Consider the following 14,006-nt stretch of genomic DNA (forward strand, 5'->3'; position numbering starts at 1 on the left):
GGTTTTACGTCCGCTCTCCCGCGTCGCGCGCCGGAGGGCGGCCCAGCTTGCGCCGCCGCAACCTGACGATATGCTGACAGACATGGCCGCCGCCATGCCTGTCGGTGTCCGCATGCGCCGCCAGGCGCCGATGACAGGGGTTCCTCCAACCAAGCGGAGGTTGCCATGCGACAGAAAACCATATGAACACGCGATGTTTGTCATCGATCCGTCAAGCGCGCCCGTTACAGTCCCAGACTCGCGAAGCTCTCTGACGACGCCCATGCCGCCGGCCACCACGACCGGCACCTTGCAAGCCCTCCGCGCAGGCGGAGACAACAAGAAAAGAAGTGCATCATGAACCTGAACCTGCTGAAAGAAACCTTCGCCAGCTTCATCCGCGCCCGCGGAATGGACCGCCATTTCCGCCGCCTTGGAATGGACATGTTCCGCAGCGCGCCGGTGACCAGGGAAGTCCCGCAGTCGCTGGCGCAGCAACTCAACGACGCCGCCCGCGCCGACGCCGCCGATCTCCTGCAGCGCCTGAAGTCGCGCCATGACGGCCTGACCGAATCCGAAGCCGACGCCATCCGCGCCGAGTCCGGCCCCAACGAGGTCGAACACGAAAAGCCGCTCTCCTGGCCGGTACACCTGTGGCACTGCTACAAGAATCCGTTCAACCTGCTGCTGACGCTGCTGGCCGCCGTGTCCTACTACACCGAGGACATGAAGGCCACCATCGTGATCGGCACCATGGTGGTGGTGTCCACCCTGCTGCGCTTCGTGCAGGAAGCCCGCTCCAACACCGCCGCCGACAAGCTCAAGGCGATGGTCAGCAACACCGCCACCGTGATGCGCCACGACCTGGCCGAGGAAATCGCCGCCGAAGCGCAACGCTACTTCGACGTCAAGCTGCACCCCAAGGGCGCCAAGCGCGTCGAGGTGCCGATCCGCAACCTGGTGCCGGGCGACATCGTGCTGCTGTCGGCCGGCGACATGATCCCGGCCGACCTGCGCCTGCTGGCCGCCAAAGACCTGTTCGTGAGCCAGGCGGCGATGACCGGCGAATCGCTCCCGGTCGAGAAATTCGTCACCCCGACCAACACCGACACCAGCAGCCCGCTGGAGCTGGACAACCTGTGCTTCATGGGCACCAACGTGGTCAGCGGCTCGGCCACCGCCGTGGTGCTGACCACCGGCAAGCGCACCTATTTCGGCGCGCTGGCCGAGCGCGTCACCGCCACCGACCGTTCGCCCACCGCCTTCCAGGCCGGCGTGAACAAGGTCAGCTGGCTGCTGATCCGCTTCATGCTGGTGATGACGCCGGTGGTGTTCTTCCTCAACGGCTTCACCAAGGGCGACTGGGTCGAAGCCTTCCTGTTCGGTCTGTCCGTGGCCGTGGGCCTGACGCCTGAAATGCTGCCGATGATCGTCACCTCGACGCTGGCCAAGGGCGCCGTCGCCCTGTCGCGCAAGAAGGTGATCGTCAAGCGGCTCGACGCGATCCAGAACTTCGGCGCCATGGACGTGCTGTGCACCGACAAGACCGGCACCCTGACCCAGGACAAGATCTTCCTCGAGCGCCACACCGACATCCGCGGCGAGCTCGACGACGAAGTGCTGCAATACGCCTACCTCAACAGCTATTACCAGACCGGCCTGAAGAACCTGCTGGACGTGGCCGTGCTGGAACACGCCGAGCTGCAACGCGAAATGTCGATCGCCTCGGCCTACCGCAAGGTCGACGAGATCCCCTTCGACTTCCAGCGCCGCCGCATGTCGGTGGTGGTGTCGGAGCGTGAAGACCACCACGAGCTGATCTGCAAGGGCGCAGTCGAAGAGATCCTGTCGGTCTGCTCGCGCGCGCGCCTGAACGGCGAGATCGTGCCGCTGACCGAAGAGCTGCTGGCCGAGATCCGCGAGACCACCGGCGGCCTGAACGCCGAAGGCCTGCGCGTGGTGGGCGTGGCCGCCAAGGACCTGCCGCCGACCAAGGAAGTCTACGGCCTGGCCGATGAGTCGGACCTGGTGCTGATCGGTTACATCGCCTTCCTCGACCCGCCGAAGGAATCGACCGCGCCGGCCCTGGCCGCGCTGCGCGAACACGGCGTGACCGTCAAGATCCTGACCGGCGACAACGAACTGGTGACCGCCAAGATCTGCCGCGAAGTCGGCCTCGAAGTGGACGGCATGCTGCTCGGATCGCATGTCGAGAAGATGAGCGATGAAGCGCTGGCCATCGCGGCCGAAAAGGTCACGGTCTTCGCCAAGCTCTCGCCGGCACACAAGGAGCGCATCGTGCGCGTGCTGCACGACAAGGGCCACGTGGTCGGCTTCATGGGCGACGGCATCAACGACGCGCCGGCGCTGCGCGCGGCCGACATCGGCATCTCGGTCGACACCGCGGTCGACATCGCCAAGGAGGCGGCCGACCTGATCCTGCTGGAAAAGAGCCTGATGGTGCTGGAAGAAGGCGTGCTGGAAGGCCGCAAGACCTTCGCCAACATGCTCAAGTACATCAAGATGACGGCCAGCTCCAACTTCGGCAACGTCTTCTCGGTGTTGATCGCCAGCGCGTTCCTGCCCTTCCTGCCGATGCTGCCGTTGCACCTGCTGGTACAGAACCTGCTGTACGACGTGTCGCAGATCTCCATCCCCTTCGACAACGTCGACAAGGAGTTCCTGGAAAAGCCGCAACGCTGGAATGCCGAGGACATCGGCCGCTTCATGGTCTTCTTCGGCCCCATCAGCTCGATCTTCGACGTCTCGACTTTCGCCCTGATGTGGTACATCTTCGGCGCCAACTCGGCCGACCACCAGACGCTGTTCCAGTCCGGCTGGTTCATCGAAGGCCTGCTGTCGCAGACGCTGATCGTGCACATGATCCGCACCAAGCGCATCCCGTTCTTCCAGAGCCGCGCCTCGTGGCCGCTGATGAGCATGACGCTGATCATCATGGCCATCGGCATCATCATCCCGATGTCGCCGCTGGCGCACTACTTCAAGCTGGAAGCGCTGCCGCTGTCGTACTTCCCGTGGCTGGTGGTGATCCTGCTGGCCTATGCCGCGCTGATCCAGTGCATGAAGAGCTGGTACTCCAAGCGTTACGGATGGCAATAACAGGCCACATCCGGCCGCAAGACAAAAAGGGTTGCCCACCGGGGCAACCCTTTTTTTATTTCCCTGCCGCATTGCCTTCGCCTGGCGGGCGAAGAATGTCCGAATCCTCCGGCCCTGGTTTCAGGTATTTCCTGATGGTGCGACGCGGCGCGAAAATTTATTCTTCGCACGCTGGAACAACAATCACAACAGCTCACATGAACACGGGGAATGACATGGAAAACAACGGCAGTTGCGAAGGCTCGTACAAGTGCATGGCCGACGGCAAGATCTACCAGTACCGGGCTACCTATCACGGCGGCCAGTCGATCGCATGGAGCGCCAGCGTCAGCTGGGGCCAGATGCAGGCGATGTCGCGCGTGGGTTCGATCTCGCACAACATCCTGTCGGGCCACTCGCTGCAGGAACTGGTGCGCGCCCATGTGGTGGCCGCCATCCAGGACGCGCTCGGCGAACGCATCGCCTGAGCCGCACATCCCGCCTCCCGTGCCCCCGCCGCCTGCCGGCGATCAGCGGCGCGGCATCCTGACGGTAAACACCGTCTGATCTTCCGGATTTGATTTCACTTCGATGACGCCGCCATGGGCGGCCGCGATCTGCTGGGCGATGTAGAGCCCGAGGCCCAAACCTTCCTTGCGTCCGCTGATGCGCTCGCCGCCGCGGAACGGGTCGAAGATGCTCGGCACCAGCGCGGCGGGAATCAGGCCGCGATTGGCCACCGACAACACCATCCTGTCCTCCGACATGCCGTCGATGACGATGCGAACGGGTTCGCCCGGCGTGCCGTGCTGCAGGGCGTTGCCCAGCAGGTTGGCCAGCACCTGCGCCAGGCGGTCGGCGTCCCAGTGGCCGGCGTCGTCGCCATGGATGCGGCGCTCGATCACGCAGCCGGGATAGGTCGCCTGGTATTCCTGCACCACCCGCTCGACCACCTCGCCCACGTGCACGCTCTCGCGCGAGAGCGAAATGCCGCCGGCCAGTCGCGCGCGCGCCAGGTCGAGCATGTTCTCGATCAGCTTGGCCATGCGCTTGCCGCTGTTGATGATCTGCTGCGACGCCTTCTGCGCCACTTCTTCCTTGTAACTGCGCTGCAGCAGCGTGGCCGCCATCATCACCGCGCCCAGCGGATTGCGCAGGTCGTGGCCGAGGATGGCCACGAACATCTCGTTCAGGCGCAGGGTCTCGGTGCGCTCGCGCAGCTCCAGCGCCAGCTGCTGCTTCTGGCGATACAGCTGGAAGAACACTTCGGCCTTGTTGCGCAGGATGTGCGGCTCGATCGGCTTGTAGAGGAAGTCCACCGCGCCGCTCTCATAGCCCTTGAACAGGCGATGTTCGTCGCGCGTGCCGGCGGTGACGAAGATCAGCGGGATGTTGCGGGTGCGCTCGCTGCCGCGGATCAGCTCGGCCAGCTCGAAGCCGTCCATGTCCGGCATCTGCACGTCGACGAAGGCCAGCGCCACGTCGTGCACCAGCAGCAGCTCCAGCGCCTCGAATCCGGAGCGCGCCTGCAGCAGCTCGACGTCGTCCCGTTGCAGCAGGGCCGACAGCGCGAGAAGGTTCTCGTCGAGGTCGTCCACCAGCAGGAATTTCACCCGCGGCAGGTCCGCTCCGTTATGTTTGTTATTCACCCGCTTCCCTTTCTCCCTGAACGCCCAAGGTGCGCAACAGATCGGCGATCTGTGCGAGCGTCAGTACGTAATCGATTTTTCCCAGCGCCAAGGCCTGCTCGGGCATGTAGGGCGCCTGGGCCTCCTGCGGATCCTGCACCACCGTGATGCCGCCGGCGCCGCGAATGGCCTGCAGCCCGGCCGCGCCATCCTGGTTGCCGCCGGTCAGCAGCACGCCCAGCAGGCGCTCGCCGTAGACGTCGGCGGCCGACTCGAACAGCACGTCGATGGCCGGGCGCGAAAAATTCACCGCCTCATCGTTCGACATCGCCAGCAGCGTTCCTTCCGGCGCGCGGTCCACCAGCAGGTGGTAATCCGGCGCGGCGAAATAGATCGCGCCGGCCAGCGCCGGCTCCTTGTCCTGGGCCTCGCGCACCGGCTGGGCGCACTTGGCCGCGAAGATCTCCGGCAACAGGCTGGGCCGCTCGCGCGGGATGTGCAGCACCACCATGGTGGCCACCGTGGCGCCGGCCCGCAAGGCCGGCAGGATCTCGGACAAGGCCTCCACGCCGCCGGCCGAGGCGCCGATCACCACCGCTTCGATGGCGCGTGCGTCCAGCGCCGGCAAAGGCAGCGCGCTCACAGCTCCCCCTTCTTCTGGAAGATGCGGTCTTCGCGCACCACCTCGTCGAAGGCGCCGGCATGCGAGGAAAACCTCAGCGACTCCTTCGAGCCCAGCCCGAGGAAGCCCTTGCGGCACAGCGAATCACGGAACAGCCCCAGCGCGCGCTCCTGCAGCTGGCGGTTGAAATAGATCAGGACATTGCGGCAGGACACCAGGTGCATCTCCGCGAAGACGCTGTCGGTGGCCAGGCTATGGTCGGAAAAGACGACGTGCTTGCGCAGCGACTTGTCGAACACCGCAGCGCCGTATGCAGCCGTATAGTAATCGGAAAGCGAGGTGGTCGCCCCGGATTTCTGGTGATTGCTGGTAAAGCCGGCGATGCGCTCGAGCTCGTAGACGCCGGCCTCGGCCTTCTTCAGCGCCGCCTGGTTGATGTCGGTGGCGTAGATCAGGCTGCGCTCCAGCAGGCCCTCCTCGCGCAGCAGGATGGCCAGCGAATAGACCTCTTCGCCGCCGCTGCAGCCGGCCACCCAGATCTTCAGCGAGGGATAGGTGCGCAGCAGCGGCACCACCGTCTCCCGCAGCGAGCGGAAGTAGCTCGGGTCGCGGAACATCTCGCTGACCTGCACCGTCAGGTAATCCATCAGCGCCGGGAACACGCTCGGGTCGTGCAGCACCTTGTCCTGCAGCTGCGACAGCGTGGCGCAGCCGAAGCGGCCCATCGCCGTGGTCAGGCGACGCTTGAGCGACGAGCCGGCGTAGCCGCGGAAGTCGCAGTGGTACTTGAGGTAGATCGCATCCAGCAGCAGCTGCATCTCGATGTCGAAGTGTTTGGTACTCATGCCCCCGCCTCGCTCACTTGGGCATCCAGACGCGCACCAGCGAGAGCAGCTTCTCCACATCCAGCGGCTTGGCGATGTAGTCGTTGGCGCCGGCGGCCAGGCATTTCTCCTGGTCGTCCTTCATCGCCTTGGCGGTCAGCGCGATGATGGGCAGGCGCTTCCATTCGGGCTTCTTGCGGATCTCGCGCATGGCGGTCATGCCGTCCATCTCGGGCATCATGATGTCCATCAGCACCAGGTCGACCGACGAGCTGCCGCCCTCGGTGCTGCGTTCCAGCGCCTCCAGCGCCTCGCGGCCGTTGCGCGCGATCTCGATCTTCATGCCCTTGGGCTCCAGCACCGACGACAATGCGAAGATGTTACGCACATCGTCTTCCACCACCAGGATGCGGCGACCTTCGAAGACGGTCTCGCGGTCGCGCGCCACCTTCAGCAGGCGCTGGCTCTCCGGCGGCAGCGTGGTTTCGACCTGGTGCAGGAACAGCGTCACCTCGTCGAGCAGGCGTTCCGGCGAGCGCGCGTCCTTGATGATGATGGAGCGCGAGAAGCGGCGCAGGTTCTGTTCTTCCTCGGCCGACAGCGAACGGCCGGTGTAGACGATCACCGGCGGGAAGGCCACATGGTCCTGCTCGGCCATCTTCTCCAGCAGCTGGTAGCCGGACAGGTCGGGCAGGTTCAGGTCCATCACCATGCAGTCGAAGGTGGTCTCGCGCAGTCGCTGCAAGGCATCGCCGGCGGTATGCACGCCGACGATGTTGGTGTTCTGGCCGGCCAGCAGCTGGCGGATGCTGTCGAGCTGGCGCGCGTCGTCCTCGACCACCAGCACGTGGCGCAGGTCCTGCAGGAACTTGGCCTCCAGCTTGCGGATGGCGCCCATCAGCTCTTCGCGCTGCACCGGCTTCAGCGCATAACCGATGGCGCCGCGCTCCAGCGCCTCGTGCGAATAGTCGGCCACCGACACCACATGCACCGGGATGTGGCGGGTCTTGGGATTGCGCTTGATCTGGTCCAGCACGCCCAGGCCGGAGAAGTCCGGCAGGTTCATGTCCAGCAGGATGGCGCTGGGGCGGTACATCTCGGCCGCGGCCACGCCTTCGTTGGCCGAATGCGTGATCACGCACTGGAAGCCCATCTCGTGCGCCAGGTCGCGCAGGATCAGCGCGAACGAGGTGTCGTCCTCGATCACCAGGATCAGGCGCGACGTGGGCTCGATGCGGTTGCGGTCGTCGTCGATGGAGATCTCCTGCAGGCGCGGGGCCGGCGCGCGCGCGGACGCCAGGCGCACGTCCGGCGCGGTGGCGGCCTGCGCCGCCTGCAGCGCCGACACCGAGGCCGCCAGGGGCATCGGCTCGGGCCGCGCCGTCACATGTTCGGCCGCGTAGATCTGCGGCAGCGTCAGCGTGAAGATGCTGCCCTCGCCCGGCTTGCTCTGGACGCGGATGTCGCCGCCCAGGAGGCGCGCCAGGTCGCGCGAGATCGACAGGCCCAGGCCGGTGCCGCCGTACTTGCGGTGGGTGCTGCCGTCGGCCTGGCGGAAGGCCTCGAAGATGAACTGGTGCTGGTCTTCGCCGATGCCGATGCCGGTGTCGCGCACCGAGAAGGCCACGCGGCCGTCGGCGGCCGAATGCACCGTCAGCGTCACCTCGCCCTTCTCGGTGAACTTGATGGCGTTGGACAGCAGGTTCTTCAGGATCTGGCCCAGGCGCTGCATGTCGGTTTCCATGCGCGGCGGCAGGCCCGGCTCCACCTGCACCTTGAAGCCCAGCCCCTTGTGCTGCGCGGTCACCGCGAAGATGGCGCTGAGCTCGTCGGCCAGCTTGGCCACGGCGAAGGACTCGGACACGATGTCGAGCTTGCCGGCCTCCATCTTGGACAGGTCGAGGATGTCGTTGATCAGCGCCAGCAGGTCGTTGCCGGCCGAGGAGATGGTCTGCGCGAAGCGCACCTGCTCGTCGGTCAGGTTGCCCTGCTTGTTGTCGGCCAGCAGCTTGGCCAGGATCAGGGTGGAGTTCAGCGGCGTGCGCAGCTCGTGGCTCATGTTGGCCAGGAACTCGCTCTTGTACTGGTTGGCGCGCTCCAGCTCCGAGGCCTTGTCGACCAGCACCACCTGGGTCTTGGCCAGGTCGTCCTTTTGCGTTTCCAGCAGCTGGGCCTGCTCTTCGAGCTGGGCGTTGGTCTCTTCCAGTTCGGCCTGCTGCGTCTCCAGGCGCAGCTGCGAGGCCTTGAGCGCCTGGCCCTGCTCCTCCAGCTCCTCGTTGTTCACGCGCAGCTCTTCCTGCTGCGCCTGCAGTTCCTCGGCCTGGCGCTGGGTCTCTTCCAGCAGCTCCTCCAGGCGAGTGCGGTCCTTGGACGAACGCACCGCCACCGCGACCTGGTCGGACAGGCGCGCCAGCAACTCCTCTTCCTCCGGACGGATGCGGCGCAGGAAGCCCAGTTCGAACACCGCCTGCACCAGGCCGTCGGAAGAAGCCGGCACGATCAGCAGCTCCAGCGGCTTGCGCTGGCCGACGGCGGAAGCCACGCGCAGGTAGTCGTCCGGCACGTCCTTGATGTGCATGGCGCGATTGAGCTTGGCGGCCTGGCCCAGCAGGCCGTCGCCGTTCTGCAGCGTGGCCGCGCCGCTGGCGTTCTCCACCGCGTAGGAGGCGAAGCGCTCGAAGCCGTTGCCGTTCTTGCGGATATAGATGGCGCCGACCTGGGCGTTGAGATAGCCGGCCAGGAAGGACAGCGTGTTGTCGCCCAGCACGTCCAGCCGCTGCTCGCCCTGCAGGCGCTCGGCCAGGCCCATCTGGCCGGCGCGGATCCAGGCCTGCTTTTCGCGCGAGCGATAGTCGCGCGAGGTCATCACCGCCGACGCGATGATCAGCACCAGCAACAGGCCCGAGCCGCCCCAGGTGACGGCGGTGGAAAACGCCACCGCATCCTGCCAGTCGGACTGGCGCGAGGCCAGCAGGTCGCGCTCATGGTTTTCCATCTCGCGCACCACGGCGCGCACGCGGTCCATGGCCATCTTGCCGCGGTCGGACTGCACCACCGCCAGCGCGCCGGCGGCGTCGCCGCTGCGGCGCAGGGCGATGGTCTGGCCCAGCTCATCCATCTTTTCGGTAGTGATGCCCTCGACCTGCGACAGGCGCTGCAGCTGCTCGGGGCTGTCGGAGACCAGGTCGCGCAACTTCTTGAATTCGCCCGGCAAGGCCGCCTTGGCCTGGTTGTACGGCGCCAGGTAGCTCTCGGCGCCGGCCAGCAGATAACCGCGCTGGCTGGTCTCGGCGTCTTTCAGCGTGGACACCAGCACCTGCAGCTGCTCGCGCACCTCGATGGTGTGCGACACGGCGCGCGCGGCTTCGGCCCGGGTGAGCGAAGCCTGCCAGGTAAAGAGCGAGATCAGGATGATCGCCAGCACGGCGATGCCGAAGCCCACCAGCGGGCCCGGCGGCAGGGGCGGCCCGGCAAAGGCGCCTTTCCCCTGACGTTTGAAAATGGCGATACGTTCTTCAGCTTGGCTGGAAAAAACCGGCACGGCGCGCTCCGTTTCTTGGAATCGTAATGAGCTGCGAGGGATCTGCGTCCCTCCTCCCCTTGGCACTGCTGCCTGATTGCTACCCGGCAAAAAGCAAGGATTATACTTGCCCGCCCGGCGGCGTGCGGACGCCGCGTATGTGCCCCCGGCGGGGCCGGAAAGGCTGAATCCTTGTTCTGCGCGGGCGTGCGAACCCGGCTAGGACATGCCGGCCGCGCTTCAGTTCAATTGCCGGCCAGGCCGGCGGCGATATTGATCGACAGCCCGATGATGGCGGCATTGAAGACGAAGCAGATCAGCGAATGCGCCAGCACCGCCTTTCTCATGGCGCGGGTGGCCACGCCCACGTCCGAGGTCTGGACGGCGACGCTGATCGTAAAGGCGAAGTAAAGGAAATCCCAGTAGTCGGGCGTGGTCTGGCCGTCGGCAAAACGCAGCGGCAACGCCTTGGGATCGTCGTCCTCGGCGTAGAACAGGCGCGCATAGTGCAAGGTGAAGATGGTGCCGATCAGGCACCAGGAGCCGAACACCGTGGCCGCGGTGAAGGCGTAGCGCCACAGCCGCCCGGCGTCGCCATGGCCGCCGGCCAGCTCCAGCAGGATGGCCACCAGGCTGGCGATGGCCGCCACGCAGACCATGGCCAGCACCAGCCGGGCGCTCTCGTCCTCGGTCTCGGCCAGGCGCTTGGCGTCCTGCGCATTGGCGCGATACATCATCAGCCAGATGGTCAGCAGGTAGGTCCAGACCCCGGCGTTCCACCCGACCAGGCAATAGGTGACGGGAGAGTGGGCCGGCGTCAGGAAACCGGCGACGAGGCCGACGGCGATGGCAAGCAGCAGGCGCGGATGAACCTGGACGATGTGGCGGGCGACGGACATGTTGGCGTTCTTGGTCTTGTTGGTCTTGTCGGATCCCCGGCGGGCAACGGGCGAGGCCGGAAATGGATGATGAGCGAACATAGCATGCCCGCCCATCCCCGTTCCAGCGGTATCGGCCGACCGGATTACCGGGTCGACGAAATCAGGTGCGCCACGCGGGCGGCATCCTCAAAACTCTTGAAGCCGGTCAGCGCCATGGTGTTGATGGTCATCGGCTCCTGCACCATGGCCATGTTGGTCACACGCCCTTCGACCACGGCCGCGAGCTGCTTGCCCCGCAGTTCGCGCGTGCCGGCCGTCAACTTGGCGGTGCCGGCGGGCGTGAATTGCAGGATCAGGATGGCGCGTCCGGCGGCGTCCTTCTGCGCGGTGGCGCGCTGCACGTCGGAGGCGTCGACCAGCATCCTGGGCGAGAGGTAGACCACGCTGCCGGGCTGGTCGCCATTCTCGGCCTTGGTCCAGCCGTCGGTGGGCACGGTGGTGGCGCCGCGCAGTTCGAAGGTGCGGCTCTGGGAGAGCGCGCCGGTGCCGGCGCAACCGGCCAGCGCCAGCAAGGCCGATGCGGCGATGGCCAGCGTCAGCGCCCGGCGGCGCGGCGAGGACGACAGGGGGATCATCGCGCCGCTCAAAATTCATGCTCCTTCAGTGCGCGCTGCGCGCGTTCGCGGGCGCCGGCCAGCGCCTCCTCCTCGGTGGGGAAGATGCCGGCCGGGATGTAGGTCTCGGCGACCTCGGGCTCGCGCGTCAGGCGCACGAAGACCTGTGCCTCGAAAGCATGGTCGGGCTTTTCAACCGCATCGTAGCGGGCGATGTGGGTACCGCTTTGCAAAACCTTGTCCGTCATGCTGCCTCCGGTGTCTGTCACGATGGAACCGGTTAGACACAGCGCCGCGTATGAGGTTCGAGACATTGACCGGATGCAATGTTTCCCGCAGTCACTATGACTGCCCGCCGCCCTGCTCCGGCTGCGGGTAATAGAGCATCACCGCCGAGTCGTCCAGCTTGCCCATGCCCACGCCCGCGACCCCGACGAAGCTCTGCAGCGCCGCCGCCGACAGTGGCGCCGGGAAGCGCATCGCGCGCGCCACGTCATTGACGATGCCAAGGTCCTTGACGAAGATGTCCACGGCGCTGGTGACCGAGCCGAAATCGCCCGCCGCCATGCGCGGCCCGCGGTCGTTGAGCATCCATGAGGCGGCCGCGCTCTGCCCCACCACGTCCAGCACGGCCTGCTTGTCCAGCCCGGCGCGCTCGGCCAGCGCCATCGCCTCGCCGGCGGCGGCCAGGTGCACGCCGCACAGCAACTGGTTGATGGCCTTCACCATGCTGCCCTGCCCGGCCTGGTCGCCCACCACCATCAGCCGCTTGCAGATGCGGTCGAAGATGAAGCGGCATGCGTCGATCACCCCGCGCTCGCCAGCCGCCATCACCGTCAGCGTGCCGGCGGCGGCGCCCACCATGCCGCCGCTGACCGGGGCGTCGATGAAATGCCAGCCGCGCTCGCGGCAACGCCGGCCGATGGCGGCGGCTTCGTCGGGCAGCATGGTCACGCAGGAGATGATGACCAGCCCCGGCCGCGCGGTCTCATGCAGGCCGCCGGCGCCGAAGATGACCTCTTCGGCCTGGCGGCCGTTGACCACGAACACCACCGCATAGCCGGCGTCCTGGTTGGCCTGCGCGGCGCTGGCGCAGGGCGTGCCGCCCGCGGCCTCCAGCGCCGACAGGGCCTCGGCGCGCAGGTCGAAGGCCCGCAGCGCGATGTCCGGCGCCGCGGCCAGCAGCCTGGCGCTGTTCAAACCCATCGCCCCCAGCCCGACGAATGAAACGGTATGCGTCATCTTGTCTCCCTTGTTGGTTGGAATATCCGTTGCGGCGGGCGTCGCAGGCGCACCGCCCCACGCCAGCTTAGGTGCCGCACGCGCGCGCCGCCAGAGACTTATTTTTGACAATGGGTGAAAGGGATTCAAGAATGCCGCGTCCGTCGGACCGGCGGGCAAACCCGCGGGCAGGTGCCGCGGGCGATACGGCGCCGGGCCCGAGGGCCCGATACCGGGTCGTCAGGCCGCCAGCGGGAAGCGCACGGTAAATACCGTGCCCTGGCCTTCGTCGCCGCAATCCAGGCTGATCACGGCGCCATGGTCGTGGGCGATCTCGCGCACGATGGCCAGGCCCAGGCCGCTGCCGGAGACCTTGTCGTTGGCGCGGTAGAAGCGGTCGAAGATCAGCTCGCGGTGCTCGGGCGCGATGCCCGGGCCGGAGTCTTCCACCGCCAGCAGCGTGGCGCCTTGTTCTTCCTGGCAGCGCACGGTGACGGTGCTGTGCGGCGGCGAATAGCGCACCGCGTTGTCGATCAGGTTGTCGATCAGGTCGCGCAGCAGGAAACGATCGCCGCGCATGCGGCCCTGGCGCAGGTCGAAGCCGAGGTCGATCTGCTTCTTGTCGGCCTCTTCGATGAAATGCTGCACCGACTCTTCCACCAGCTTGTCCAGCGACAGGTCTTCCAGCTTGCGCTGTTCGAACAGGCCGGGCTCGGAGCGCGCCAGCGCCAGCAACTGCCGGCTCTGGCGGATCATGCGTTCCACCGAGGAGTTCATCATCTCCAGCGAGCGGGCGGTGTCGGGCTGGTCCTGGTGCTTGTCGTGCAGCAGTTCCAGCTGGAGCTTCAGGCCGGTAAGCGGCGTGCGCAGCTGGTGCGCGACATCGGCCAGGAAATTCTGCTGCGCCTGCTCGCCCTTGCTGATGCGTTCCATCAGCTCGTTCATCGCCACGATCAGCGGCTGCAGCTCGACCGGCGAACCGGCGCCGTCGATCGCCCCCAGCTTGCCGTGGCCGCGCTGCTCAAGATTGCGCTGCAAGGTCTTCAGCGGCCGCAGGCCGCGCCGCACGGCGAACAGCACCGCGCTGATGGAGACGAAGGTGATCACGCCGTCCAGCGCCAGGAAGGACAGCAGGATCGTGTAATGCGCGCGGTTGCGCTTTCTCACCGTCTCGGCCACCGCCACCGAGATCACGCCGTTCTTGACGCGCACCTGCAGCGCGGCGATGCGCACGGGCTCCCCGCGCATCTCGGCGTCATAGTTGATCGGGCGTTCGAAGACGTCGCTTTCCGGCAGCGGCGGAAAGCCCTTGTCGCCCACCACGATCTGGCCGCTGGTGTTGCGCACCGCGAAGAAGGTGGTATCGGAGTGATTGCTGCGCAGGATCTGCTCGGCCTGCTGGGTCAGCTCGGCGGTGGTCTTCTCCTGCCGGTGCCGCACCTGGGCGTACAGGCCCCAGGTGGAATCCATCAGGTTCTGGTCGAAGGCGTGCTGCGCCGGCAGCCAGGCCAGCCAGTAGGTCACGCCCGCCGCCACCAGGTTGATCAGCAACAGCGGCGCGATCAGCCATTTCAGCAGGTCGCGCCGGATACTGGAATGCAGGATGGGCATGCGGATG

The 14,006-nt window shown here is 66.4% G+C and carries 11 protein-coding genes; 2 read left to right on the forward strand and 9 right to left on the reverse strand.

Annotation, left to right across the window (positions count from 1 at the left end):
- Positions 1 to 336 precede the first annotated feature (336 nt).
- Positions 337 to 3,099: a magnesium-translocating P-type ATPase gene (gene mgtA, locus CEJ42_RS12425; protein WP_079218808.1), complete on the forward strand. Its 2,763-nt coding sequence runs from the start codon at positions 337 to 339 to the stop codon at positions 3,097 to 3,099.
- A gap of 197 nt (positions 3,100 to 3,296) precedes the next feature.
- Positions 3,297 to 3,566, forward strand: a complete 270-nt coding sequence (locus tag CEJ42_RS12430) for a hypothetical protein (RefSeq protein WP_079218807.1) — start codon at positions 3,297 to 3,299, stop codon at positions 3,564 to 3,566.
- A 42-nt stretch (positions 3,567 to 3,608) separates the two neighbouring features.
- Here CEJ42_RS12430 and CEJ42_RS12435 read toward each other — a convergent pair whose 3' ends face one another.
- The 9 genes from CEJ42_RS12435 to CEJ42_RS12475 form a co-directional block, all read right to left on the reverse strand.
- Entirely contained in the window at positions 3,609 to 4,727 is a 1,119-nt protein-coding gene (locus CEJ42_RS12435; protein ID WP_088751273.1) for a hybrid sensor histidine kinase/response regulator, read from the reverse strand.
- On the reverse strand, positions 4,720 to 5,349 hold the full coding sequence (locus CEJ42_RS12440; RefSeq protein WP_088751274.1) for a chemotaxis protein CheB: 630 nt from the start codon (positions 5,347 to 5,349) through the stop codon (positions 4,720 to 4,722). The genes CEJ42_RS12435 and CEJ42_RS12440 overlap by 8 nt, the downstream gene beginning before the upstream one ends.
- Positions 5,346 to 6,173: a CheR family methyltransferase gene (locus CEJ42_RS12445; protein ID WP_079218804.1), complete on the reverse strand. Its 828-nt coding sequence runs from the start codon at positions 6,171 to 6,173 to the stop codon at positions 5,346 to 5,348. Before CEJ42_RS12445 ends, CEJ42_RS12440 begins: the two co-directional genes overlap by 4 nt.
- Positions 6,174 to 6,186: 13 nt before the next feature.
- Positions 6,187 to 9,693: a response regulator gene (locus tag CEJ42_RS12450; RefSeq protein WP_088751275.1), complete on the reverse strand. Its 3,507-nt coding sequence runs from the start codon at positions 9,691 to 9,693 to the stop codon at positions 6,187 to 6,189.
- Between the two features lie 224 nt (positions 9,694 to 9,917).
- A complete protein-coding gene (locus tag CEJ42_RS12455) occupies positions 9,918 to 10,571 on the reverse strand; it encodes a DUF1345 domain-containing protein (protein ID WP_088751443.1) in 654 nt (217 codons plus the stop codon).
- A gap of 125 nt (positions 10,572 to 10,696) precedes the next feature.
- The gene (locus CEJ42_RS12460) at positions 10,697 to 11,200 is read right to left on the reverse strand and encodes a SecDF P1 head subdomain-containing protein (protein WP_243397852.1); all 504 of its coding nucleotides are present in this window, start codon (positions 11,198 to 11,200) and stop codon (positions 10,697 to 10,699) included.
- A complete protein-coding gene (locus CEJ42_RS12465) occupies positions 11,197 to 11,415 on the reverse strand; it encodes a hypothetical protein (RefSeq protein ID WP_079218802.1) in 219 nt (72 codons plus the stop codon). Before CEJ42_RS12465 ends, CEJ42_RS12460 begins: the two co-directional genes overlap by 4 nt.
- A 94-nt stretch (positions 11,416 to 11,509) precedes the next feature.
- Positions 11,510 to 12,409, reverse strand: coding sequence for an NAD(P)-dependent oxidoreductase (locus tag CEJ42_RS12470; protein WP_088751276.1), 900 nt, complete (start codon positions 12,407 to 12,409; stop codon positions 11,510 to 11,512).
- 219 nt (positions 12,410 to 12,628) lie between these two features.
- Entirely contained in the window at positions 12,629 to 13,999 is a 1,371-nt protein-coding gene (locus CEJ42_RS12475) for a sensor histidine kinase (protein WP_088751277.1), read from the reverse strand.
- Between the last annotated feature and the right edge of the window lie 7 nt (positions 14,000 to 14,006).

The organism is Herbaspirillum robiniae, assembly GCF_002213415.1.
Lineage (GTDB): Bacteria > Pseudomonadota > Gammaproteobacteria > Burkholderiales > Burkholderiaceae_D > Herbaspirillum > Herbaspirillum robiniae.

Coding starts and splice junctions, on each gene's coding strand:
- CEJ42_RS12445 (WP_079218804.1), bottom strand. CDS start 6,173: ATGAGTACCAAACACTTCGACATCGAGATGCAGCTGCTGCTGGATGCG.
- CEJ42_RS12470 (WP_088751276.1), bottom strand. CDS start 12,409: ATGACGCATACCGTTTCATTCGTCGGGCTGGGGGCGATGGGTTTGAAC.
- mgtA (WP_079218808.1), top strand. CDS start 337: ATGAACCTGAACCTGCTGAAAGAAACCTTCGCCAGCTTCATCCGCGCC.
- CEJ42_RS12465 (WP_079218802.1), bottom strand. CDS start 11,415: ATGACGGACAAGGTTTTGCAAAGCGGTACCCACATCGCCCGCTACGAT.
- CEJ42_RS12430 (WP_079218807.1), top strand. CDS start 3,297: ATGAACACGGGGAATGACATGGAAAACAACGGCAGTTGCGAAGGCTCG.
- CEJ42_RS12475 (WP_088751277.1), bottom strand. CDS start 13,999: ATGCCCATCCTGCATTCCAGTATCCGGCGCGACCTGCTGAAATGGCTG.
- CEJ42_RS12455 (WP_088751443.1), bottom strand. CDS start 10,571: ATGTCCGTCGCCCGCCACATCGTCCAGGTTCATCCGCGCCTGCTGCTT.